This is a genomic window from Bradyrhizobium sp. 6(2017), assembly GCF_011058295.2.
In the GTDB taxonomy this organism is placed as follows: Bacteria; Pseudomonadota; Alphaproteobacteria; order Rhizobiales; family Xanthobacteraceae; genus Bradyrhizobium; species Bradyrhizobium septentrionale.
Map to the genome: position 1 here is coordinate 6,662,211 of NZ_CP049289.2, position 23,237 is coordinate 6,685,447.

Sequence of the window (23,237 nt, forward strand, 5' to 3'; positions counted from 1 at the left end):
TTGGTTGGTGAATATGTCCCCGGAATGTCAGTCTCGTCGCCGCGAGATGACGTAGGATTCGTCGTAGAACCACAGCCCGTTGTGTTTGCGGAGAACTTCGCGCGTAGCCTCGAGAGCTCGTCCGTTTTCGGTCGTTTCGGTCAACCGCTCATCTTCGATCTGCGCGACATACACCGCCGCATTCCACGCTGCAAAGGCCGTCGAGGTTCCGATCGAACCGGTCACCTCATTGGGCAGCGCCTCCATATCATATCGGAAGATCGAACGGTTATCGGCGTAGGCGTTGAAGTTCAGCTCACGACCGGCCGACCCCAACTCGTATTTCACCGCGCGCAGTATCTCATGACGGCTGACGGCGAAAGGATTTTCTCCGGGCCAGACGGCTTGAATGATTTCAAGCGCGGGATCGCTTCCGTGGGAGTGGATTCCTATCAGCCGTCCGCCGCCGCGCAACGCGCGGGCCAGCGGCGCGATGATCCGCTTGGCGCGGAAATTCACCGAGGATTTGGCCCGATACGGCTGCGAGGCGATCACAAGATCGAAATTGGCCTCGGTGCGGCCGGCCCGGGGAATGATGGAATCGAGCAGGAAGCGGTGGTCGTCGCGGTACAGCACCAGCGCCACCGGCCGCTCATAGATCGGCATCGCATTGCCGGGGCTGAGATTGGCCCGCCAGTTCTGCTCAAGGAATGGGCCGAGTTCCGCGATCTGGGCCTCGAATTCACCCGAGGAGGCCCCGCGCAGCGCCACCTCGTGCCAGATCATGCTGGCGGCCGCCGTGGAGTTCTTGGGCGTCAGCCAGGGCGCCTCGGCGTAGTACATGTTGGTGAACACGAAGACGCTCGCCGGGTGCTCGAACAGGCGGTCGGGGACCTTGTCCAGGGTGAGGCGGACGTCCTCCAGGCTCAGTTCCTTACCGGCGACATAGAACGGCATATGTGGGAAGCGGCCATGCATGGCACGCAGGACCCGCGCCAGCACGGTGCCGTCGCCCATCCCGGCATCGAACACCCGCAGCGCGGGCGGCCGCGGATGGATGGCGGCCAGTTCCAGCGAGACCCGGTCGGCGATCACCCGCTTCTCGCTGCAGGTATGCACGAACAGCAGATAGCGCTGACGGTTCTCGAAAAAGCGGAAATTGCCCCGCGGATCGCGCTTCTCCGGCGGAACCACCAGGCCGCGCGGCGGCGGCACGCCACCCGGGGTCGAGGTCGCAATGAAGGCATTGATGCGGTCGAGCGTGTCGATGGTGATGCGCTTGCCCTCGCGCAGCCGGTGCACCAGCTTGCCGTCGTTGACGGCACGGCGGCCGAACGTCGTCTCCGCCATGTCGGAGCGGCGGCAGAAATCCGTGATCTGACTGAGGATTTCGTCGTTCTTCATGGGGCCCGGGGTGGGCGGCGGCGAGTGGGCAGAAAGTGGGCAGAGATAGTGTGCAGCGGCGTATTACCATCATTTTCCCACCAGTTGAACCCCCCTTTACTGCCCGATCACCAAACACGCATAGATCGCCTCGCCCTCGCCGATCGCCATAACGGCTTACCCGTGGATGACCGATGCGCCGCCTGCTCCTGATCCCCGCCTTCCTTGCCGCCCTGCTCTGGTCGGCGCCCTGCCTCGCCCAGCCGCGCGCGCAACTCGGCCCGCTCTGCACGACCGACACGACACCGGCCGACCAGATGATCGACGCCTGCAGCAAGATCATCGCGCTGAAGGTGTTTTCCGGCGAGAAACTCGCGACCATCTATTTCTGGCGCGCGGTCGGCTGGAACAAGAAGGGCAACTACGCGCAGGTGATCGCTGACGCCACCGAGGCGCTGCGCCTCAAGCCGAGCACCGCCGTCTACAATCTGCGCGGCTCAGCCTATTACGACAAGGGCGAGTACGACATTGCGATCGCCGACTTCAACGACGCGCTGCGCATGGGGCCGCCGAACGGCATCATCTTTCACAACCGCGGCAACGCCTATCGCGGCAAGGGCGACTACGCCAAGGCGATCGCCGATTATGACGCGGCGATCAAGGCCGGTCCGAAGTCGGCCTTCTCCTACCAGAACCGCGGCTCCTCGAAGCAGGCGCTCGGCGATCTCGACGGCGCGCTCGCCGACATCAACGAAGCCGTCAGGATCGATCCGTCGCTGCCGCAGCCATTGATCAGCCGCGCCGTGATCTGGCGCGCCAAGGGCGACATCGCACGCGCGATTGCGGACACCTCCGAAGCGATCCGGCTCGCGAAGGCGAAGGCGCCCGTCAACATCATGACGCCGCCAGGCAGCGTCTTGATCTCGGCCTATACCCAGCGCGGCCTCAGCTATGAGGCAAAGGGCGATGCCGCGCACGCCAAGGAAGACTACGCCTCCGTGCTCGAGGGCGTCGCGTCCGACGCCGGCAGCAAGGCCAACCAGGCCACCGCCAAGGTGCGGCTGGCACTGCTCAAGGAGGCCGATTTAGCACCGCGCAACGATGCAGCCCCCCGCAAGGCAGCGACGGCACCTGCCGCCGAGAGCAGCCCGACCGCGCCACCGGCAGGCTCCGTCACCGCACCGGCGCCGCCCGCCGCGCCGTCACAGGCCGCAGCAACCAGCCGGCGCGTCGCGCTGGTGATCGGCAACGGCGCTTATGGACATGTGAAGGCGCTGCCCAATCCGCCGAACGATGCGCGTGCCATCGCCAAGAGCCTGCGCGAGATCGGCTTCACCGTCTCCGAGGGCCTCGATCTCAATCGCGACGCGATGCAGAAGACGATCCACGACTTCCTGCGCGAGGCGGCACGGTCGCAGATCGCCGTGGTCTACTACGCCGGTCATGGCGTGCAGGTCGATGGCCGCAACTATCTCGTGCCGGTCGATATCGAGTTCAAGGCGGGCGGCCGCATGACCGACGCGATGGTCGACATGGACACCATCATGGCCGGTCTCGACGATCAGATCCGCACCAACATCCTGATCCTCGATGCCTGCCGCAACAATCCGATGGCGCCGCAGGTCGCGTCCGCAGGTCCGAGCCGCGGCATCGAGGCCGGCTCCGGCCTTGCCGCGCCCGCCTCGCTCGGATCGGGCTCGACGCTCGGCGCCGGCACGCTGATCGCATTTGCGACCGCGCCGGGCCAGGTCGCGCTCGACGGCGAAGGCGCCAACAGCCCGTTCTCGGCGGCACTGTCGCGCCATGTCGGCACGCCCGGCCTCGAGGTGCAGCAGATGCTGACCCGCGTCCGCGCCGAGGTCGTCGCCGCGACCAAGGGCAAGCAGGTGCCGTGGTCGAACTCCTCCCTGCTCGGCGAGGTCTATCTGGCGGAGAAATGACGACGTGATCGCTAACGCGTCACTTGCCCCACACCTCGTTCGCGACCTCGACCGCGAGCCGCAGCTTGGCCCACTGCTCTTCCTCGGAGAGGATGTTGCCCTCCTCGGTGGAGGCAAAGCCGCATTGCGGCGACAGGGCAAGCTGCTCAATCGGGGCAAACTTCGATGCTTCCTCCAGCCGCCGCTTGATGTCGTCCTTCTTCTCGAGCTCGCCGAACTTCGAGGTGATGACGCCGACCACCACGACCTTGTTGCCCTTGGGCAGGAAGCGCAGCGGCTCGAAGCCACCGGCACGATCGGAATCATACTCGAGGAAGTAGCCGTCGTAATTGGTGCCGGCTAGCATGGTCTCGGCGACCGGCTCATAGCCGCCCGAGGAGATCCAGGTCGAACGGAAATTGCCGCGGCAGACATGGGTGGTGATCACCATGTCGGACGGACGATCGGCGATCGCGTAATTGATGACCCGGGCGTAGATCTCCTGCAGGCCGTCGGGATTGTCGCCGCGGTCGCGCGACTTCTGCAGTTCCTCCTGCGAGCACAGATAGGCCCACACCGTGTCGTCGAATTGCAGGTAACGGCAGCCGGCGTCGTAGAACGCCTTGACCGCCTTGCGATGGGTCTTGCCGAGGTCCTGGTAGAATTCCTCGAGGTCCGGGTAGACCTCCTTCGAGATCAGCTTGCGGCCGCCGCGGAAGTGCAGCACCGCCGGCGACGGGATCGTCATCTTCGGCGTGACATGCGCCTGGTCGGCGTACTTCTTCAGGAACCTGAAGTGATCGAGCATCGGGTGATGATCGGAGAAGTCGAGCTTGCCGATCACCCTGATGGCGTCGTGCCGGGTCTGCACGCCCGCGAACTGGATGCCCATGTCGGGGTGGAACAGCTCGCAACCGGTCAGGTGGCTGAGGAAATCGAAGTGCCACCACGAGCGGCGGAACTCGCCGTCGGTCGCAAGCTTCAAGCCGACCGAGGCCTGCTTGTGCACGACTTTCTCGATTTCCATGTCCTCGACCTTGCGCAACTCGTCGGCCGAGATCTCGCCCTTCTCCAATCTGGCGCGCGCTTCCTTGATCTTCGGCGGCCGCAACAGGCTGCCGACCTCGTCGGCGCGGAACGGAGGCTTGGTTCGCTGCATGGTCAACTCCCGAACGTTTCTAATGTGCCTTCTAATGTGCCTTGGCCCCGGAGACGCCGAGGTGGCGCTCGAGGACGGAGGGATCGGCTTTCAGCGCAGTGCTTGCGGCATCGTGCACGATCATGCCGCGTTCCAATATCACAACGCGGTCGGCGAGCCCGAGAATCTTTTGTGCATTCTGCTCGACGATGATCGAGCAGATGCCACCGGCGCGCGTGATGGTTCCGATCGCCTTTAGCAATTCCTCAACAATGATCGGCGCGAGGCCTTCGGTCGGCTCGTCGAGCAGCAGCACTTTCGGGTTCAAGGTCAGCGCGCGGCCGATCGCGAGCATCTGCTGCTCGCCACCCGACAGCTGGTTGCCGAAATTGCCGCGCCGCTCCTTCAGCCGCGGAAACATCTCGTACACCCGCTCGACCGTCCACGGCCCAGGCTGCGCCACCGCGGTCATGTTTTCTTCCACCGTCAGCGAGCGGAAGATGTTGCGCTCCTGCGGCACCCAGCCGATCCCTGCGCGGGCGCGCTGGTCGGGCCGCATCGCGGTGATGTCGTGGCCTGCCAGCGCGACGCTGCCACTGAGGCGCCTGACGATGCCGACGATCGAATTGATCAGCGTGGTCTTGCCGGTGCCGTTGCGGCCGAGCAGCGCGAGCACCTGGCCCTCGGCGAGCGAAAGCGACATATCGGGCAGCACCACCGCCTCGCCATATCCGGCGCGCAGGCCCTTGATGGAGAGCAGGTCAGGCATCGGCGGCCTCGCCGAGATAGACCGCCCTGACCTGCGGATCGCGCGCGACCTCGTCGGGTGCGCCCTCGGTGAGCAGGCCGCCATTGACCAGCACCGAGATGCGGTCGGCAAAGGAGAACACGAGGTCCATGTCGTGCTCGATCAGGAGCACGGTGACGTCGCGCGGCAGCGCCGCCACCGCCGCCAGGATATCATGGCGCTCGCTCTCGGGCACGCCGGCCGCGGGCTCGTCGAGCAGCAGCACCCGCGGCTTCGCGGCGATCGCGACCGCGATCTCGAGCAGCCGCTGCTTGCCATAGGGCAATGTCGAGGTGAGCTCTGTCATCACATCGAGCAGATCGAAGCGCGACAATATCTCGGCGATCTCGGCGTTGACGTCGCTGCGTGTCCCCATCCGCCGCCACCAGTCGCCGCCGCGGCCCATCCGCTCAGAAACGGCGAGTCCGATGGTCTCGAGCGGGGTCAGGTCGGCATAGAGCTGGTTGATCTGGAAGGTGCGCGACAGTCCGCGCAGCACCCGCTTGTGCACGGAGAGGCCGGTGATGTCGCTGCCTTCGAGCAGGATGCGTCCGCTGTTCGGCGTCAGCACCCCGGTAAGCTGATTGATGACGGTGGTCTTGCCGGCGCCGTTCGGTCCGATCAACGCGTGGCGGGCGCCCTGCATCACCTGCAGCGAGAGATCGCGGGTGACGCGAAGGCCGCCGAAGGATTTTTCCAGGCTGCGGGTCTCCAGCGCGATCGTCATGACGCATCGCTCTCCGGCACGGCGACGGCGGCCTTGCGGCCGGCGAACTGGCGGATAATCAGGTTCGGCACGAACAGCACCCAGCGGTGGATGCGCGCGCGGCCGACCAGCACGATCACGACCAGCACGAGGCCGATCCAGAACAGCCAGTATTGCGGGGTGAGGGTCTGAAACAGCTCCTGCAGCATCTTGAACACGACGGCGCCGATCAGCCCGCCATAGAGATAGCCGGTGCCGCCGATCACCAGCACCAGCATCAGGTCGGCGGAGCGCTCGAAGGAAAACACGTCGAGCGAAGCGAGCGCCGTGGTCTGGGTGAACAGCGCGCCGGCGATCCCGGCATAGAATGCGGCGAGCGTATAGACCGCAATCAGGCGGCGGTTGACCGGCACGCCGATCGCGGCCGCGCGCAGCGGATTGTTCCGGATCGCGCGCAGCGACAGGCCGAACGGCGAATGCACGACGCGGCGGGCAAACAGGAACAAGATGAACAGCACGATCAGCGAGTAGAAGAACCCGGTCTTGCCGAACATGTCGAAGCCGAACAGCCCGAGGATCGGCTGCATCTCGATGCCCTGCAGGCCGTCGGTGCCGCCGGTGAAGTTGGAGAAGCGTTCGGCGAGTGCTTCGAGCAGCAGCGCGATGCCGAGCGTCACCATCAGCCGCGTCAGGTCGACGCCGCGGATGACGAGGAAGCTGGTCAGGAAACCGAGCACCGCGGCAACGAGACCGGCGACGACCAGCGCGATGACGGGCTCGTTGATGATGCCGTGCAGCGCCAGCAGCCCTGCCGAATAGGCGCCGACGCCGAAGAAGGCCGCATGGCCCAGCGAGACGATGCCGGCGTAGCCGAGGATCAGGTCGAGCGACAGCGCGAACAGGCCGAGCCGCACGATGTCGGTCATGATCAGGTAGCGCGACGGGAACAGGAAGGCGCAGGCGAGCGTCAGCACCCAGAAGGCGACCTCGCTGATCCGCCAGCGCGCGCTGGCCATCGCGTGAGTGGAGACGTCGGACAGCGCGGTCATGCCCGCCTCACCGCGCCGCGGTGCGGCCGAACAGGCCGTTGGGGCGCCAGAGCAGGATCACGATCATCACCGTGTAGATCACGAAGGGTCCGACCTTGGGCACGTAATATTTGCCGGCGACGTCGGCGACGCCGAGCAGCAGCGAAGCGAGGAACGGCCCGGTGATCGAGGATGAACCGCCGACGGTGACGACGATCAGGAAGTAGATCATGAATTTCAGCGGGAAGTATGGATCGAGCCCGAGGATCTCCGCGCTCAACGCGCCGCCGAGGCCGGCCAGACCACAGCCGAAGGCGAAGGTGAAGGCGAACACCTGCGGCACGTTGATGCCGAGCCCGATCGCGGCGCGCGGATCGTCGACCGCGGCGCGCAGGCGGCTGCCGAACCGCGTTTTCGCCAGGACGAGTTGCAGCGCCAGCGTGAGCAGGCCGCAAATCACGACGATCATCAGCCGGTAGCGTCCGATGCCGACGCCGAACAGATCGATCTGGCCTTCCAGCGCTGCGGGCAGCTTGATGAAGACCCGCGACGATCCCATGATGTAGTCGACCGCCGCGACCGACATGAAGACGAGACCGATCGAGAACAGCACCTGATCGAGATGGCTGCGGGCATAGAGATGGCGGTACAGCGTGCGCTCCAGCGCGATGCCAATCACCGCGCTTCCGACAAAGGCGAGCGGCAGGCCTGCGAAGAACGGCCAGCCGGAGTTGTTGACCAGCACGGCACAGATATAGCCTCCGGCCATGGCGAAGGCGCCGTGTGCGAGATTGACGAAGTTCATCAACCCGAGCGTCACCGCCAGCCCGCAAGCGAGCACGAACAGCAGCATGCCGTAGGCGACGCCGTCAAACAGATTGGTGAGGATAGAGGCCATGGAGAGTCGACGAATCCTGCTAGTAACTCGTCATTCCGCGGCAGCGTGCTAGCGCTGAACCCGGAATCTTCTTCGATAATATCAAGATCCCGGGTTCGCGCTAAGGCGCGCCCCGGGATGACGCGCTTTCGCGCGTCACTTCTTGGTCTTGCCGGAATCCTTGACGGCCTCGAAGGTTGCGAACTCGACGTTGTAGAGCTCGCCGTCGACCTTCTCGACCTTGCGGATATAGATGTTCTGCACGATGTCGCGGGTTTCCGGATCAATCGAGATCGGGCCGCGCGGGCTCTCCCACTTCATGCCCTTCATCGCCTCGATCAGCTTGTCGCCGTCGGTTGCGCCATTGGTCTTCTTCAGCGCCTCGTAGATCAGATGGATGCCGTCATAGCCGCTCACCGCCATGAAGCCCGGTCGGTTGCCGTATGCCTTTTTGTAGGCGGCGACGAAATCCTTGTTCATCGCCGACGGATGCGCCGCCGAATAAAGATGCGCCGTCACCGCGCCGAGCGCGGCATCGCCCATGTTGTTGAGCAGATCGTCGTCCATCACGTCGCCGGGGCCGATCACCTTGATGCCGCTCTTGTCGAGCCCGCGCTCGGCATATTGCTTCATGAAATTGCCGCCCTGCCCCGCCGGCACGAACACGAACATCGCGTCGGGCTTGGCATCCTTCATGCGCTGCAGGAACGGCGCGAAGTCAGGATTGGCGAGCGGGACCTTGACCTCTTCCACGACCTCGCCGCCGCCGGCGGTGAAGTGCTGCTTGAAGAAGGTCAGCGCGTCGTTGCCCGGCGCATAATCCGAGGTCAGCGTCGCAACCTTCTTGATGCCGTTCTTGACCGCCCAGTCGCCGATGATGGTGGAGGATTGCGCCAGCGTGAAGCTGGTGCGCACGATATAGGGCGAGCGCTCGGTGATGATCGAGGTGCCGGCCGCCATCACGACTTCCGGGATCTTCGCCTGCGTCGCCAGCGGCGCCGCGGCAAGCGCCGCGGGCGTCACGCCGAAGCCGGCGATGAAGCTGACCTTGTCGTTGACGATCAGCTCCTGCGCGAGCCGCTTGGTGTTGTCGGGCACCGCGGCGTCGTCCTTCAGGATGATCTCGATCTTCTTGCCGGCGACGATGTCGCCCTTCTGCTGCATATAGAGCTTGATCGCATTATCGATCTGCTTACCGGTCGACGCCTGGCCGCCGGTCATCGGCAGGATCAGGCCGATCTTGACGGTGTCTTCCGCCCGCGCCGGCGCGCTGGCGCACAATCCCGGAAGCACGGCCGAAGCGGCGCCCCACAGCAACATTTTGCGACGATTGAACATCGACGTCCCTCCCCCTTCCATTCTTCTGCGTCGAGCCGAGTCCCCCGGCCCTTGCCCTAACTTAACCCAACCATGTCACGGCCAAGGCGCAACGCGACAAGGCGTCTCCCCGTGCCCTCTGTCAATCGGACGATGGACGTGTGTCGCGCGGGATGCGATCAGGCTCGCGGACGAGACCAGTATCAGGGTACCAAAGCCGATCCCCGAAATTCAATGCCCCGCGAGAACCGGTCTCGCGCGCAAGGGCTTCGCGGGCTCGATTCATTTGTACGATCGTACAAACAAAGCGGCGATGTCAACAAACAAGCACAATTGCAGCCGAACGGTCGCGCCCGACGTCCATCATCCATAAAGACCAGGGTTGTATGCTGCCTCCCATGCCGATCGTCACGCGCCACATCCCCGTCCTGATTGCCCTCGCGCTCGCGGCCTGCGCGCTCGGGGGATGCAGCACCGTGAACCAAAAGCTCTCGTCCGGCATGGCCGACTACATTCCGGCCTGGGCCGGCGGCCTGCCCGCGGATGCGCCGCCGCGGCAGGGCACCCCGGAATACGACAAGTTCATGCAGGAGCGGGAACGCAAGCGCCAGATCCCCGCGGCCGAGCGCGGCGACGACGCCAAGCCGGCCGCGACCACGCAGGGCGCGGCCCACTGAGTCGATGCTCTGGTCGAGGGAGTCCTCTCTCCCGAGGATTTCGCCGCGGCAGCCGAGTTCGACCACGGCATGAATTGCGGGTCAGTCGACGAACACCACGGTCTTGCGGCCGTTGAGAATGACACGGTCGGCGAGATGGTAACGGATCGCGCGCGCCAGCACGCGGCGCTCGATGTCGCGGCCCTTGCGCACCAGATCCTCCGGCGTGTCGCGATGGCTGATACGCTCGACGTCCTGGTCGATGATCGGCCCCTCGTCGAGATCGCTGGTGACGTAATGCGCGGTGGCGCCGATCAGCTTGACGCCGCGCTCATGGGCCTGGTGGTAGGGCTTGGCGCCCTTGAAGCCCGGCAGGAAGGAATGATGGATGTTGATGCAGCGGCCCGATAGCCGCGCGGACATCTGGTCCGACAGGATCTGCATGTAGCGGGCCAGCACCACGAGATCGGTGTTGGTGTCCTGGGCCAGCTGCCACACCGCGTCTTCCTGCTGCCGCTTGGTCTCTTTCGTCACCGGCAGATGATGGAACGGGATGTCGCCGAAATCGAGCGAACCATAGCTCTCGCGCGGGTGGTTGGAAACGATCGCGGTCGGGATCATCTCCAATTCGCCGGTGCGCCAGCGATAGAGGATGTCGACCAGGCAGTGATCGGACTTCGACACCAGCAGCATTACCCGGCGGCGGCTTGCGCGATCGCGCATCTGCCATTCCATGGCGAAACGTTCGGCGATCGCGGCAAAGCCGGTCTGCAGCGCAGCCAGCTCCACCGCGAGGTCGGCCGCGGTGAACACCACGCGCATGAAGAACTTGCCGGTCTCGATATCGTCGAACTGCTGGGCGTCCAGGATGTTCTGCCCGTTATGCGCGAGGAAGGTCGAGACCGCCGAGACGATCCCCGGGCGGTCCGGACAGGACAGGGTCAGAACGAATTGATGGTCGGGCATGCCAATTGACCAAAGCTTGAGCGGGTAAGTGGAATTTTCGGCCCTCGTCTACACCGCAGGCGGCCTTGCGCCAATCCCGGCGTGGGGGTCAAATCGAACAAATGACGACAATGTTTGTTAGGGACCATCATGGCTGACCGGCTGAACGGCTACCGCATCCTGATCCTCGAGACCCGCGAGGAGGCGCAGTTTTCCCGCCTGCTCGCCGAACAGGGCGCCGACGTGCTGCAATGCCCGATGTTCACCATCCACGATGCGCCTGACCCGGCGCCGATCGAGGCCTGGATTCGCCGCGCCATCGAACGGCCGCTCGACGACCTCGTGCTGATGACCGGTGAAGGGCTGCGCCGCCTGATGAAGGTCGTGCGCCGGATCGGGGTCGAGGCGGAGTTTGTCACCAGCCTCGGCAAGACGCGCAAATTCGCCCGCGGCCCCAAGCCCGGCCGCGCGCTGCGCGAGATCGCCCTGGAGCCGCAAATGACGACGGAGAAGCCGACCTCGGAAGGCGTCGCTGAGATGCTGTCGAAGCTCGACCTGAGCGGCCATCGGCTCGGCCTGCAGCTTTATCCGGACAAGGACCACGCCACCTTGATCGGCGCGATCAAGGCATGTGGCGCCGAGGTCGATACGGTGCTGCCCTATGTCTATGATGCGCAAGCCGCCGACACCAACATCGTCACCGCGATCGAGGAGATGGCTCAGGGCCGCATCGATGGGATCGCGCTGACCAATCTCGGCCAGGTCCGCCGCCTCGTCGAGGTGGCACGGGCGCGCGGTTGCGAGGACAGGTTACGCGAGGGGCTCGCGCGTACGCCGATCGCTTCGGTCGGACCGGCGGTATCGGATGAACTCAAGTCCCAAGGCCTGCGCACCGACATCTACCCGGCCGAAGACGCCTTCTTCATGCGGCCGTTGATAGCGGCGATGGCGGCAGCGCTTTCAAAAAATCCGCCGCGCGCGGCGGCGCGAAGTTAATCCACCTTGGCGCCAGCGAACTTGACCACCTTGCCCCACTTCTCGGTCTCGTCCGCCACCAGTCTGCCGAAGTCGGCAGCCGAGCCCGGCAGCAGCATCGCGCCGAGTTCGGTGAACCGCGCCTTCGCCTTGGGATCGGCGAGGATTTCATTGACGGCCTTGTTGAGCTTGTCGACGATTTCGGGCGGCGTGTTCTTCGGCGCTGCGAGGCCGTACCAGGCGCTCGCCTCGTAGCCCGGCAGGAAATCGGCGACCGGCGGCAGATCCGGAAGCACGTCCGAACGGGTCGTGCTGGTGACGGCAAGTCCGCGCAGCTTGCCGGATTTGACGTGCTCGGCACAGGTCGGAAGATTGTCGAACATCACCTGCATCACGCCGGAGAGCATGTCGGTGATCGCCGGCGCGCCGCCCCGGTAGGGCACGTGCTGCATCTTGATGCCGGTGAGCATCTTGAACAGTTCGCCCGACATGTGGATCGTCGAACCGTTGCCTGACGAAGCCATGTTGAGCTTGCCGGGATTGGCCTTTGCATAGGCGATCAATTCGGGAATCGACTTGATCGGCAACGACGGGTGCACCACCACAACGTTGGGAAAGCGAATGATGCCCGCGATCGGCTCCATCTCGCGCATGAAATCGAAGGGCAGTTTTTCGTAGAGCGTCGCGTTGATCGCATTTGCCGGCGCGACCAGCAGCAGCGTGTAGCCGTCGGGCGCCGCGCGCAGCGCCGCCTCCGTGGCGATGTTGGTGCCGCCGCCCGGCCGGTTCTCGATAATGAAGGATTGCCCGAGCTTTTCCGACAGCCACTGCCCCATCAGGCGCGCCGTGAGGTCTGCCGAACCGCCGGGGGTGTAGCCGATCACGAGGCGAACCGGCCGCGCCGGATAAGTCTCGGCACGCGCGCTTCCAAATGTGAGCGGAAGCGCAGCCGTACCGGCTGCAAGGTGCAGGAATTGGCGGCGCAGAATTTTCATGATGCCTCCACCGACGCACTGGCGGCTCTTGCGGCCGCTCGGGTACGCGCATCCTATCGCGCGGCGTCGCCAAGCCGACAGATATTCTCAGTCGGAGGGCGGGAGGATCACCGCGTCACTTCGTCTCGTTCAGATAGGCCTGATAGGCGAGCTTGATGCCATCCTCGAGCGAGGTGGTGGCGCGCCAGCCGAGCCTGGCCAGACGGCTGACGTCGAGCAGCTTGCGCGGCGTGCCGTCCGGGCGCGAGGTGTCGAAGCTGATCTCGCCGCGATAGCCGACGGCGGCGGCGACCACGCGGGCGAATTCGGCGATGGTGATGTCCTCGCCGGTGCCGATATTGACCAGGTCCGGCGACGAATAGGTCTTCATCAGATGGATGCAGGCGTCGGCGAGATCGTCGACATAGAGGAATTCGCGGCGCGGCGTGCCGGTGCCCCACACCACGACATTGGCGGCCCCGGAGACCTTGGCCTCGTGGAAGCGGCGGATCAGCGCGGCGACGACGTGGCTGTATTCGGGATGATAATTGTCGCCGGGACCGTAGAGATTGGTCGGCATTACGCTGATGAAATCGGCGCCATACTGGCTGCGATAGGCCTCGGCCATCTTGATGCCGGCGATCTTGGCGATGGCATAGGGCTCGTTGGTCGGCTCCAGCGGGCCGGTCAGCATCGAATCCTCGCGCAGCGGCTGCGGCGCCAGGCGCGGATAGATGCAGGACGAGCCGAAGAACATCAGCTTCTCGCATCCATTGGCATGGGCGGCCTGGAGCACATTGGTCGAGATCGCGAGATTGTCGTAGAGGAATTCGGCCCGCAGCGTGTTGTTGGCGACGATGCCGCCGACCTTGGCGGCGGCGAGGAACACGGCCTGCGGCCGCTTCGCGGCAAACCAGGCGTTCACCGCGGTCTGGTCGCGCAAATCGACCTCGCTGCGCGACACCGTCAGCAGATCGGCCTGTTCGCGCGTCAGCCGGCGCATCAGCGCCGAGCCGACCATGCCGCGATGGCCGGCGACGAAAACCGTCTTGCCCTTCAGTTCAAACGTGCTTGCCATTGCCCGCGTCCTGCCTGGCCTCAGCGAGATCGCTGGCGACCATTTCCTTCACCAGCTGCGCGAATGGCGTCTTCGGCGCCCAGCCGAGCTTGGCGCGTGCCTTGCTGGCATCGCCGATCAGGAGATCGACCTCGGTCGGGCGGAAATAGGTCGGATCAATCTGCACCAGGGTCTTGCCCGACGCCTTGTCGACGCCGACCTCGTCGACGCCCTTGCCGCGCCATTCGATGCTGCGGCCGACCTCCGCAAACGCCAGCTCGACGAACTCGCGGACCGAGCGCGTCTCGCCGGTCGCGAGCACGAAATCATCAGGCTCGTCGGCTTGCAGGATTTTGTGCATGCCTTCGACATAGTCGCGGGCATGGCCCCAGTCACGCTTGGCATCGAGATTGCCGAGATAGAGCTTGCTCTCGAGGCCGACCTCGATGCGGGCGACGGCGCGCGTGATCTTGCGCGTCACGAAGGTCTCGCCGCGGATCGGGCTCTCATGGTTGAACAGGATGCCGTTGCTGGCGAACATGCCATAGGCCTCACGGTAGTTCACCGTGATCCAGTAGCCGTAGAGCTTGGCGACGCCATAGGGCGAGCGGGGATAGAATGGCGTGGTCTCCTTCTGCGGCACCTCCTGCACGAGCCCGTAGAGCTCCGAAGTCGAGGCCTGATAGAACCGCGTCTCCTTTTCCATGCCAAGGATGCGGATCGCCTCCAGAAGGCGCAGCACGCCGATGGCGTCCGCGTTCGCTGTATATTCCGGGCTCTCGAAGCTGACCTGGACGTGGCTCTGGGCGGCGAGGTTGTAGATCTCGGTCGGCCGGATCTGCTGCATCAGCCGGATCAGATTGGTCGAATCCGTCATGTCGCCGTAGTGCATCAGGAACGGCACGTTCCCGGCATGCGGGTCCTGGTAGAGATGGTCGACCCGCGCGGTGTTGAACGAGGATGAGCGGCGCTTGATCCCGTGCACGGTGTAGCCGAGGCCAAGCAGATATTCGGCGAGATACGCGCCGTCCTGCCCGGTCACGCCGGTGATCAGCGCCACGCGCCGCTTTGAATCCTGAGCCGCCATGTCATCTCCAGAGAGCGCGAGACCGCGCGATCCCGACGAGGCCGGTCTGTAGCATCCGGCCTTCGCCAAGTCTAATGGCTTAATCGTGTGAAATCAGGACTTTAGAACCTCAGAAAGTGGCTCAACACTACCCTGCCCCGTCACTCGCCGTAGCGGCGCAAGCGGTCGAGGTTGATGATAGTCACCCCGCCATATTCGAGCCGCAGCAGCCCCTCGCGTTCGAGCCGCTTCAGGCACTGGTTGGCATTCTGCCGGGAGATTCCCGACAGCGCCCCGATCTCCTCCTGGGTGATCTCCAGGTGCAGGGTGAGATCGGGGTAGAGGATCGGATTGAACAGCGAGGCGATCGAGCGCGCCAGCCGCGCCGTCGCATCCAGCGTGCGGCCGTATTCGAGCAGCGCGATGAACTGGCCGAGCCGTTCGTTGAGCGATCCCACCAGGAAACGGTTGAACCCGACGCTGTTCTCGAACAGCCAGACGAAGGTCCGGCGATCCATCATCGCCAGCCGCGTGTCGCGCAACGCGACCACGTCGTAGCGCCGCGGCTCGTTCTTCAGCACGGTCCCCTCGCCGAACCACGCGCCGGCGGTGAGGCCCGCGAAACTCGCCGCCTTGCCGCCGCGCGACACGATGCCCATGCGCGCGAGCCCGCTGACGATGCCGGTCCAGTACTGGAAATTGTCGCCGCGCATGAAGATGAATTCGTTGGCACGGTAGGACTTCTCGGAAATGCCGGCGCGCGCGATCTCGATTTCTTGCTCGCTCAGTTCGCGCGACCAGGCCGCGATGCGCCTCAAGTAATCAGCAGCAATCATTCTAGCGACGGCATCCCACCCCAAAGATACTGACACGATATTGCACTGCAGCAACACCGTGTGCGAAGCCAGCAGCCCGACGCCTGGAATGCCAGCGAAAATTCCTGACCAAATGTCGGGCACATGACAATTCAACCTATCGCTTTCTCGTATTCAGGGCCACCTCGCGTAACGCCGCGCAGCACCTTGGTGGGTCGCTGACGGCGGATGACGCGAGACCGGGCTTGCAGGCGGGTGCGGCGTTACCGCGCATGACGCAGGCGATCGGGGCGAGCGATGCTCCCGAACGCCGGCATCATTAGTCGGATGGTCTCCCTTCGGCGGCCCATATAGGATCGAAGCCAAGATTGAGGCAAAGATCGAAACGAAGATAAAGAGCGCGCCAAAGCGCCTGTATCTGGAGGGAACAGGGTGGCTTACAGTCTCGAGGTGCGCGGAGTCTCATTGCGCTTTGGCGGCGTCCGCGCGCTGACCGAAGTCAGCTTCGGCGTCAACGAGGGCGAACTGTTCTCAATTATCGGCCCGAACGGCGCCGGCAAGACCTCGATCGTCAACTGCATCTCCGGCCGCTACCGGCCGACCGAAGGCCAGCTGTTCTATCGCGGCCAAGACATCACCGGCCTCACCCCGAACGCGCGGCCCCGCCTCGGCATCGGCCGGACCTTCCAGAACCTCGCGCTGTTCCACCACATGAGCGTGCTCGACAACATCATGGTCGGCCGCCATCACCTCTTGAAGAACAACTTCATCACGGGATCGCTGTACTGGCTGACCGGCGCGCGCCGCGAGGAGCTGGAGCATCGCCGCAAGGTCGAGGAGATCATCGACTTCCTCGACCTGCAATCGGTGCGCAAGGCGACCGCCGGCACCCTGCCCTACGGCCTGCGCAAGCGCGTCGAGCTCGCCCGCGCGATGGCGCTGGAGCCGCAACTGATCCTGCTCGACGAGCCGATGGCCGGCATGAACTTCGAAGAGAAAGAGGACATGGCGCGCTACATTGTCGATCTCAACGAAGAGTTCGGCATGACCGTGATGATGATCGAGCACGACATGGGCGTCGTGATGGACATCTCCCACCGCGTCATGGTGCTGGATTTCGGCCGCAAGATCGCCGAGGGCGATCCGGCCGCCGTGCTCGCCGATCCCCATGTCAAGCGCGCCTATCTCGGCGAAGAGGACGAGGCGCTGGTCGATCCCGACGACAAGCCGGCGGTGCGGGAGAGCGCGGCATGATGGACTACGCCGGTCGCGCCGCGCAGGCCGACACGTATCCAAAGCTGCTGCGCCTGAACGCAAAAGAGCACGGCAACGAGATCGCGCTGCGCGAGAAGGATCTTGGGCTATGGCGCGAATTCACCTGGAACGATTACCAGACGCGCACCCATGATTTCGCGCTCGGCATGGTCGAGCTCGGGCTCGGCCGCGGCGACGTGATCGGCATCATCGGCGACAACCGGCCGGACTGGGTCGCCGCCGAGATCGCCAGCCACGCCATCGGCGCGATGAGCCTCGGCCTCTATCGCGACGTGCTCGACGAGGAAGCTGCCTATCTGCTGAGCTATGGCGAAGCCAAGCTGGTGTTCGCCGAGGACGAGGAGCAGGTCGACAAGCTGCTCGGCCTTGCCGGCCGCGCGCCTCACCTCAAGCACATCGTCTATTCCGACCCGCGCGGCATGCGGAAATACGACGATCCGCGGCTGATGGAGGCGAGCAAGCTGGTTGCGCTCGGCCGCGACCGCGCGGCACGTGAGCCCGCTTTGTACGATCGGCTGGTCGACGAAACCAAAGGCGAGGACGTTGCGATCCTCTGCACGACCTCAGGCACGACGGCGAACCCGAAGCTCGCCATGCTTGCGGCGGGCCGCGTGCTGCGGCATTGCGCGACCTATCTCTCCTTCGACCCGAAGGGGCCGGACGACGAGTATGTCTCGGTGCTGCCGCTGCCCTGGATCATGGAGCAGGTGTACGTGCTCGGCAAAGGGCTGCTCTGCCGGATGAAGGTCAACTTCGTCGAAGAGCCCGACACCATGATGAACGACTTCCGCGAGATCGCGCCGACCTTCGTGCTGTTCGCGCCGCGGGTATGGGAATCGATCGCGGCCGACGTCCGCGCCGGGGTGATGGACGCCTCGCCGTTCAAGCAGCGGCTCTACGATCTCGGCATGAAGACCGGGCTTGCCGCGCTCGCCGAGGGCAAGCATTCGGTGCTCGCCGACCAGATCCTGTTCCGCGCGCTACGCGACCGACTCGGCTTCACGCGGCTGCGCTCAGCGGCAACCGGTGGCGCCGCGCTCGGACCGGATACTTTCAAGTTCTTCCAGGCGATGGGCGTGCCGCTGCGCACGCTCTACGGCCAGACCGAGCTGCTCGGTGCCTACACGCTGCATCCCGAAGGCAAGGTCGATCCCGACACCACCGGCATTCCGATGGCCGACAGCATCGAGATCCGGGTCGACAATGCCGACGTCAACGGCGTCGGCGAGATCGTGGTGCGCCACCCCAACATGTTCCTCGGCTACTACAAAAACCCGGAAGCATCGGTCGCCGACATCAAGGACGGCTGGATGCATTCGGGCGATGCCGGCTACTACAACGACAACCGGCAGCTCGTCGTAATCGACCGCATCAAAGATCTCGCCGAGACCTCGCGCGGCGAGCGCTTCTCGCCGCAATATATCGAGAACAAGCTGAAATTCTCGCCCTATGTCGCCGAGGCCGTCGTGCTCGGCGCCGGCCGCGACGCACTAGCCGCGATGATCTGCATCCGCTATTCGATCATCTCGAAATGGGCGGAGAAAAACCGGCTCTCGTTCACGACCTATACCGACCTGTCCTCGCGTCCGGAGGTCTATGCGCTGCTGAAGAAAGAGGTCGAGACAGTCAACGCCACTCTGCCGCCGGCCCAACGCATCTCGCGCTTCCTCTTGCTCTACAAGGAGCTCGACGCCGACGACGGCGAGCTGACCCGCACCCGAAAAGTCCGCCGCGGCGTCATCAACGAGAAATACGCCGGCATCATCGATGCGATCTACCGCGGCACGGCCAAAATCCCGGTCGATACCGTGATCCGCTTCCAGGACGGCACGACGCAGCGCGTGCGCACCACGCTCGAGGTCGTCGATCTCGGCCGCGCCGTGACCGCGGAGGCCGCGGAATGACGGCTTTGACGGTCGAATATTCGGTCGTCATGCGCGGGCTTGACCCGCGCATCCATCCCCTTTGCAAGGGTCCTCTTTCGCGATGGATCGCCGGCTCAAGCCCGGCGACGACCAATGTCAAACTGAGCGATACCCCATGAACACCCAGTTCCTGATCCAGCTGATCGTCAACGGCCTTGTGGTCGGCACGCTCTATGGCGTGGTCGCGATGTCGTTCGTGCTGATCTACAAGGCGACCCAGGTCGTCAACTTCGCGCAAGGCGAATTGCTGCTGGTCGGCGCCTGGGTGTGCTGGGCGCTGCTGACCAAGTACCAGGTGCCGTTCTGGATCGGCATGCCGATCACGCTGGTGTTCATGTTCATCTTCGGCATCGCGATCCAGGTCGTGATCCTGCGGCCGATGATCGGCGAACCGATCATCTCCGTGATCATGGTGACGATCGGCCTGTCGACCGTGTTCCAGGCCGCGCTGAAGTGGATCTTCGGCGTCAACCCGCAGCCGTTCCCGCGGGTGTTCCAGAGCCAGTCGGTCAGCCTGTTCGGGCTGCAGATCCAGACCGTCTATCTCATGAGCCTGGTGGTCTCGCTCGCCATGATGGTCGGCATGGCCTGGTTCTTCCGCGCCTCCAAATACGGGCTTGCGATGCGCGCCACCGCCTTCAACCAGCAGGTCGCGCAGTCGCTCGGCATTTCCGTGAAAAGTGTGTTCGCAATGGCGTGGGCGATCTCGGCCACGGTCTCGGCGGTCGCAGGCGTCGTCGTCGCCGTGGTCAACGGCGTGTCGTCCGGCCTCTCCGCTTACGGCATCAAGGTGTTTCCCGCCGCGATCCTGGGCGGGCTCGACTCGGTCGGCGGCGCCGTGCTCGGCGGCATCATCATTGGGCTCCTGGAAAACGTCGCCCAGTATGTCGACAGCGAGTATCTGCACTGGGGCAATCTCTACGAAATCGCGCCGTTCTACGTCCTGATCATCATCCTGATGATCAAGCCCTACGGGCTGTTCGGCACCAAGGACATCGAACGGGTCTGATCCATGGCAACAAGCACCCTCATTCCGTCGGGCGATTTCCGCACCAGCTACGCGGCTGACACCACGATCTTCCCGACCGCAACCAGCCGCAACTTCGCGATCGCCGGCATCCTGCTCGCCTGCCTTGCACCGATGGTGCTGACCAATTACTGGCTCAGCGTCTCGATCCAGATCGGCATCTTCGCGATCGCAGCCCTCGGCCTCAACGTCCTGGTCGGCTTCACCGGCCAGATCTCGATCGGCCACGCCGCGTTCTTCCTGTTCGGCGCCTTCACCTCGGCCTACATCTCCAACAATCTGCCGATCCCGGTGTTCTTCGCCATCCCCCTCGCCGGCGTGGTCACGGCGCTGGTCGGCCTGATCTTCGGCGTACCAGCGGCGCGGCTCAAGGGCCTCTATCTCGTCATCGCGACGCTCGCCGCGCAGTACATCCTGCTCGATTTCTTCTCGCGGGCCGACTGGTTCTCCGGCGGCTCGGTGCCGGCAAGCGCCAACCCGTTCTCGATCTTCGGCTACACCCTGCGCGGCGACCGGCAGTATTTCTACGTCGTGCTCGCCTACATGGTGATTAGCTATCTGCTGGTCACCAATCTGATGCGCACCCGCGACGGCCGCGCGCTGGTCGCGATCCGCGACCATTATCTCTCCGCCGAGATCATGGGCATCAACCTGACCAAGTACCGGACGCTGTCGTTCGGACTTGCCGCCTTTTTTGCCGGAATCGCCGGCGCGCTCTACGCGCATTATCAGCTGGTGGTCTCCCAGGAAGGCTTTGGCATCGAGCGCTCGGTGCTGTTCCTCGCCATGGTCATCATCGGCGGCACCGGCTCGGTGATGGGCACGCTGATGGGCACAGCCTTCGTGGTGCTGCTGCCGGAATCGATGGAATGGCTGAGCGCGTGGCTGAAGGGCGGCGCCATCGACAAGGCGCTGCAGCTCAACAACAACATCACCTTCCTGCGCGAGATCGCGATCGGCCTGATCATCATCGGCTTTTTGATGTTCGAGCCGGACGGGCTCGCGCATCGCTGGCGGCAGATCAAGGCCTACTGGAAGCTTTACCCGTTCTCGCACTGACGCAAGGCACGGAACGCAACTCAAAATTCGGTTCAACGAATAAGCAGGAGGAAACCAAAATGACGATTAGATCCCTTTTGAGCTCGGTCTCCCTTGCGCTGCTGATCAGCAGCGCTGCCGCCACCGCGCAGGCCCAGATCGCCATCGGCCATCTGCAGGACCTCTCCGGCGGCACCTCGGACGTCGGCACGCCCTATGGCCAGGGCGTCGCGGATACCTTCGCCTGGGTCAACAAGAACGGCGGCGTCGGCGGCAAGCAGCTCAATGTCGACAGCAACGACTATGGCTACCAGGTGCCGCGCGCCATCGCGCTGTACAAGAAGTGGTCGGCGCCCGACGGCAAGGTCGCCGCGATCATGGGCTGGGGCACCGCGGATACCGAGGCGCTGACCGGCTTTCTCGCGCAGGACAAGATCCCCGACATCTCAGGCTCCTACGCGGCCGCACTGACCGATCCGGAAGGCACCAGCGGCAAGGCCAAGCCCGCACCGTACAATTTCTTCTACGGTCCGAGCTATTCGGACTCGATGCGCGCGATGCTGACCTGGGCCGCTGAAGACTGGAAAGCCAAGGGCAAGTCCGGCAAGCCGAAGTTCGTTCATATGGGCGCCAACCATCCCTATCCGAACGCGCCGAAGGCGGCCGGCGAGGCGCTCGCCACCGAGCTCGGCTTCGAGGTCTTGCCGCCGCTGGTGTTTGCGCTGTCGCCCGGCGACTACTCGGCACAGTGCCTGAGCCTGAAGAGCTCCGGCGCCAACTACGCCTATCTCGGCAACACGGCTGCCTCCAACATCTCCGTGCTGAAGGCCTGCAAGACCGCCGGTGTCGACGTCCAGTTCATGGGCAATGTCTGGGGCATGGACGAGAACGCCGCCAAGACCGCCGGCGATGCCGCCGACGGTGTCATCTTCCCGCTCCGCACCGCGGTGAGCTGGGGCGGCAACGCGCCCGGCATGAAGACGGTGATGGAGATCTCCAAGATGTCGGATCCATCAGGCAAGGTCTATCGGCCCGTGCACTACATCGCGGCGGTGTGCAGCGCGCTCTATCTGAAGGAAGCGCTCGACTGGGCCGCCAAGAATGGCGGTGCCACCGGCGAGAACGTCGCCAAGGGCTTCTACCAGAAAAAGGACTGGGTGCCGGCAGGCATGGAGGGCGTCTGCAACCCGTCGACCTGGACCGAGAAGGATCACCGCCCGACGACGAAGGTCGATCTGTATCGCTCGAAGGTGTCGGGCGCGACCGATGGCGACATCAACGACCTGATGGGCAAGGGCACGATCAAGCTCGAAAAGGTGAAGACCGTCGAACTGCCGCGCAAGCCGGAATGGTTTGGCTGGTGAGGTCGTAACTCAGGAAGTCGTCATCCCCCGCAAAAGCGGGGGATCCAGTACGCCGCGCTCTCACGTTTTGATCGCCGGCGCCTCTGGAATACTGGGTCACCCGCCTTCGCGGGTGACGACGTGGAGAGTGATCGAGACCATGAACGAAACCCTCGAAGCTACCCGCCCCGGGCCGACGGCAGTGCCGCCGCCGCCGCTGCTCAGCGTCAATAACATCGAGGTCGTCTATGACGACGTCATCCTGGTGCTGCGCGGCCTCAGCCTCGAGGTGCCGAAGGGCGCGATCGTGGCGCTGCTCGGCGCCAACGGCGCCGGCAAGTCAACCACGCTGAAGGCGATCTCCGGCCTGCTCAAGACCGAGGACGGCGAGGTCACCCGCGGCGAGATCCTGTTCGAGGGCCAGCGCATCAACGGCATCGATCCGGACAAGATCGTCCGCCGTGGCATCTTCCAGGTGATGGAGGGCCGCCGCATCGTCGCCGACATGACGTCGCTGGAGAATCTGCGGCTCGGCGCCTTCACCCGCCGCGACGGCGAGGTCTCTGCCGACATCGACATGGTGTTCAAATATTTCCCGCGTCTGAAAGAGCGCACCGGCCTCGCTGGCTATCTCTCCGGCGGCGAGCAGCAGATGCTCGCGATCGGCCGCGCGCTGATGGCGCGTCCGAAGATGATCCTGATGGACGAGCCGTCGATGGGGCTATCACCGCTGCTCGTCAAGGAAGTGTTCGCGATCATCAAGGAGATCAACCGCGATCTCGGCGTCACGATCCTCTTGGTCGAGCAGAACGCGCGCGCCGCGCTTTCGGTCGCGAGCCACGGCTACATCATGGAACAGGGCAAGGTGGTGCTCGACGGCTCCGCCGACGAGCTGCGCGACAACGAGGACGTCAAGGAATTCTACCTCGGCGGCGCCGGCGACCAACGCAAGAGCTTCAAGAACCTGAAGAGCTTCAAGCGGCGCAAGCGCTGGCTATAAGGCCGTG

Annotated in this window: 22 protein-coding genes; 10 read left to right on the forward strand and 12 right to left on the reverse strand. The window is 64.4% G+C overall.

Annotated elements, in window-relative coordinates; genetic code table 11:
* Positions 1–27 precede the first annotated feature (27 nt).
* Positions 28–1,383: a hypothetical protein gene (locus G6P99_RS31535; protein WP_029085297.1), complete on the reverse strand. Its 1,356-nt coding sequence runs from the start codon at positions 1,381–1,383 to the stop codon at positions 28–30.
* Positions 1,384–1,556: 173 nt separating this feature from the next.
* Between G6P99_RS31535 and G6P99_RS31540 the strand changes: the two genes are divergently transcribed.
* Entirely contained in the window at positions 1,557–3,302 is a 1,746-nt protein-coding gene (locus G6P99_RS31540; protein ID WP_029085296.1) for a caspase family protein, read from the forward strand.
* Positions 3,303–3,321: 19 nt separating this feature from the next.
* Here G6P99_RS31540 and G6P99_RS31545 read toward each other — a convergent pair whose 3' ends face one another.
* The 6 genes from G6P99_RS31545 to G6P99_RS31570 all read right to left on the reverse strand — a co-directional run bounded on the left by G6P99_RS31545 (position 3,322) and on the right by G6P99_RS31570 (position 9,155).
* Positions 3,322–4,440, reverse strand: coding sequence for a cobalamin-independent methionine synthase II family protein (locus G6P99_RS31545; protein WP_165124585.1), 1,119 nt, complete (start codon positions 4,438–4,440; stop codon positions 3,322–3,324).
* 31 nt (positions 4,441–4,471) lie between these two features.
* Positions 4,472–5,188: an ABC transporter ATP-binding protein gene (locus G6P99_RS31550; protein WP_029085294.1), complete on the reverse strand. Its 717-nt coding sequence runs from the start codon at positions 5,186–5,188 to the stop codon at positions 4,472–4,474.
* Positions 5,181–5,933, reverse strand: coding sequence for an ABC transporter ATP-binding protein (locus G6P99_RS31555; RefSeq protein ID WP_029085293.1), 753 nt, complete (start codon positions 5,931–5,933; stop codon positions 5,181–5,183). Before G6P99_RS31555 ends, G6P99_RS31550 begins: the two co-directional genes overlap by 8 nt.
* Positions 5,930–6,961 carry a branched-chain amino acid ABC transporter permease gene (locus tag G6P99_RS31560; protein WP_029085292.1) on the reverse strand — a complete coding sequence of 344 codons (1,032 nt, stop codon included), beginning with the start codon at positions 6,959–6,961 and terminating at the stop codon, positions 5,930–5,932. The genes G6P99_RS31555 and G6P99_RS31560 overlap by 4 nt, the downstream gene beginning before the upstream one ends.
* Before the next feature lie 7 nt (positions 6,962–6,968).
* Positions 6,969–7,838 carry a branched-chain amino acid ABC transporter permease gene (locus tag G6P99_RS31565; RefSeq protein ID WP_029085291.1) on the reverse strand — a complete coding sequence of 290 codons (870 nt, stop codon included), beginning with the start codon at positions 7,836–7,838 and terminating at the stop codon, positions 6,969–6,971.
* A gap of 135 nt (positions 7,839–7,973) precedes the next feature.
* The gene (locus tag G6P99_RS31570) at positions 7,974–9,155 is read right to left on the reverse strand and encodes an ABC transporter substrate-binding protein (RefSeq protein ID WP_029085290.1); all 1,182 of its coding nucleotides are present in this window, start codon (positions 9,153–9,155) and stop codon (positions 7,974–7,976) included.
* A gap of 377 nt (positions 9,156–9,532) precedes the next feature.
* Here G6P99_RS31570 and G6P99_RS31575 point away from each other — a divergent pair, with 377 nt between their 5' ends.
* Entirely contained in the window at positions 9,533–9,811 is a 279-nt protein-coding gene (locus G6P99_RS31575; protein ID WP_029085289.1) for a hypothetical protein, read from the forward strand.
* An 81-nt stretch (positions 9,812–9,892) separates the two neighbouring features.
* Here the strand turns inward: G6P99_RS31575 and purU are convergent, their stop codons facing one another.
* A complete protein-coding gene (gene purU, locus G6P99_RS31580) occupies positions 9,893–10,756 on the reverse strand; it encodes a formyltetrahydrofolate deformylase (protein WP_029085288.1) in 864 nt (287 codons plus the stop codon).
* A gap of 129 nt (positions 10,757–10,885) precedes the next feature.
* Between purU and G6P99_RS31585 the strand changes: the two genes are divergently transcribed.
* Complete coding sequence (locus G6P99_RS31585) at positions 10,886–11,731, forward strand: uroporphyrinogen-III synthase (RefSeq protein WP_165124588.1); 846 nt, start codon at positions 10,886–10,888, stop codon at positions 11,729–11,731.
* On the opposite strand, the gene G6P99_RS31590 is transcribed toward G6P99_RS31585, so the two are convergent.
* The 4 genes from G6P99_RS31590 to G6P99_RS31605 form a co-directional block, all read right to left on the reverse strand.
* Positions 11,728–12,705 carry a Bug family tripartite tricarboxylate transporter substrate binding protein gene (locus G6P99_RS31590; protein ID WP_029085286.1) on the reverse strand — a complete coding sequence of 326 codons (978 nt, stop codon included), beginning with the start codon at positions 12,703–12,705 and terminating at the stop codon, positions 11,728–11,730. The two genes, G6P99_RS31585 and G6P99_RS31590, sit on opposite strands and share 4 nt — an antisense overlap.
* Before the next feature lie 115 nt (positions 12,706–12,820).
* Positions 12,821–13,762: a GDP-L-fucose synthase gene (gene fcl / locus G6P99_RS31595; RefSeq protein WP_305852406.1), complete on the reverse strand. Its 942-nt coding sequence runs from the start codon at positions 13,760–13,762 to the stop codon at positions 12,821–12,823.
* Positions 13,746–14,828 (reverse strand): GDP-mannose 4,6-dehydratase, encoded by a 1,083-nt coding sequence (gmd, locus tag G6P99_RS31600; RefSeq protein WP_165124591.1) that lies wholly within the window; start codon positions 14,826–14,828, stop codon positions 13,746–13,748. Before gmd ends, fcl begins: the two co-directional genes overlap by 17 nt.
* A 140-nt stretch (positions 14,829–14,968) precedes the next feature.
* Positions 14,969–15,643, reverse strand: coding sequence for a Crp/Fnr family transcriptional regulator (locus G6P99_RS31605; protein WP_165124594.1), 675 nt, complete (start codon positions 15,641–15,643; stop codon positions 14,969–14,971).
* 411 nt (positions 15,644–16,054) lie between these two features.
* Between G6P99_RS31605 and G6P99_RS31610 the strand changes: the two genes are divergently transcribed.
* From G6P99_RS31610 to G6P99_RS31640, 7 genes are all read left to right on the forward strand, one after another.
* On the forward strand, positions 16,055–16,876 hold the full coding sequence (locus G6P99_RS31610) for an ABC transporter ATP-binding protein (RefSeq protein ID WP_029084713.1): 822 nt from the start codon (positions 16,055–16,057) through the stop codon (positions 16,874–16,876).
* The gene (locus G6P99_RS31615) at positions 16,873–18,801 is read left to right on the forward strand and encodes a long-chain fatty acid--CoA ligase (protein WP_029084714.1); all 1,929 of its coding nucleotides are present in this window, start codon (positions 16,873–16,875) and stop codon (positions 18,799–18,801) included. Before G6P99_RS31610 ends, G6P99_RS31615 begins: the two co-directional genes overlap by 4 nt.
* On the forward strand, positions 18,798–18,941 hold the full coding sequence (locus tag G6P99_RS31620) for a hypothetical protein (protein ID WP_165124597.1): 144 nt from the start codon (positions 18,798–18,800) through the stop codon (positions 18,939–18,941). The genes G6P99_RS31615 and G6P99_RS31620 overlap by 4 nt, the downstream gene beginning before the upstream one ends.
* A complete protein-coding gene (locus G6P99_RS31625; protein WP_029084715.1) occupies positions 18,938–19,831 on the forward strand; it encodes a branched-chain amino acid ABC transporter permease in 894 nt (297 codons plus the stop codon). The genes G6P99_RS31620 and G6P99_RS31625 overlap by 4 nt, the downstream gene beginning before the upstream one ends.
* Before the next feature lie 3 nt (positions 19,832–19,834).
* Positions 19,835–20,908, forward strand: a complete 1,074-nt coding sequence (locus G6P99_RS31630; protein ID WP_029084716.1) for a branched-chain amino acid ABC transporter permease — start codon at positions 19,835–19,837, stop codon at positions 20,906–20,908.
* Between the two features lie 59 nt (positions 20,909–20,967).
* Complete coding sequence (locus tag G6P99_RS31635; RefSeq protein ID WP_029084717.1) at positions 20,968–22,251, forward strand: ABC transporter substrate-binding protein; 1,284 nt, start codon at positions 20,968–20,970, stop codon at positions 22,249–22,251.
* A 139-nt stretch (positions 22,252–22,390) separates the two neighbouring features.
* Entirely contained in the window at positions 22,391–23,230 is an 840-nt protein-coding gene (locus G6P99_RS31640; protein WP_029084718.1) for an ABC transporter ATP-binding protein, read from the forward strand.
* The last annotated feature ends 7 nt before the right edge of the window (positions 23,231–23,237 follow it).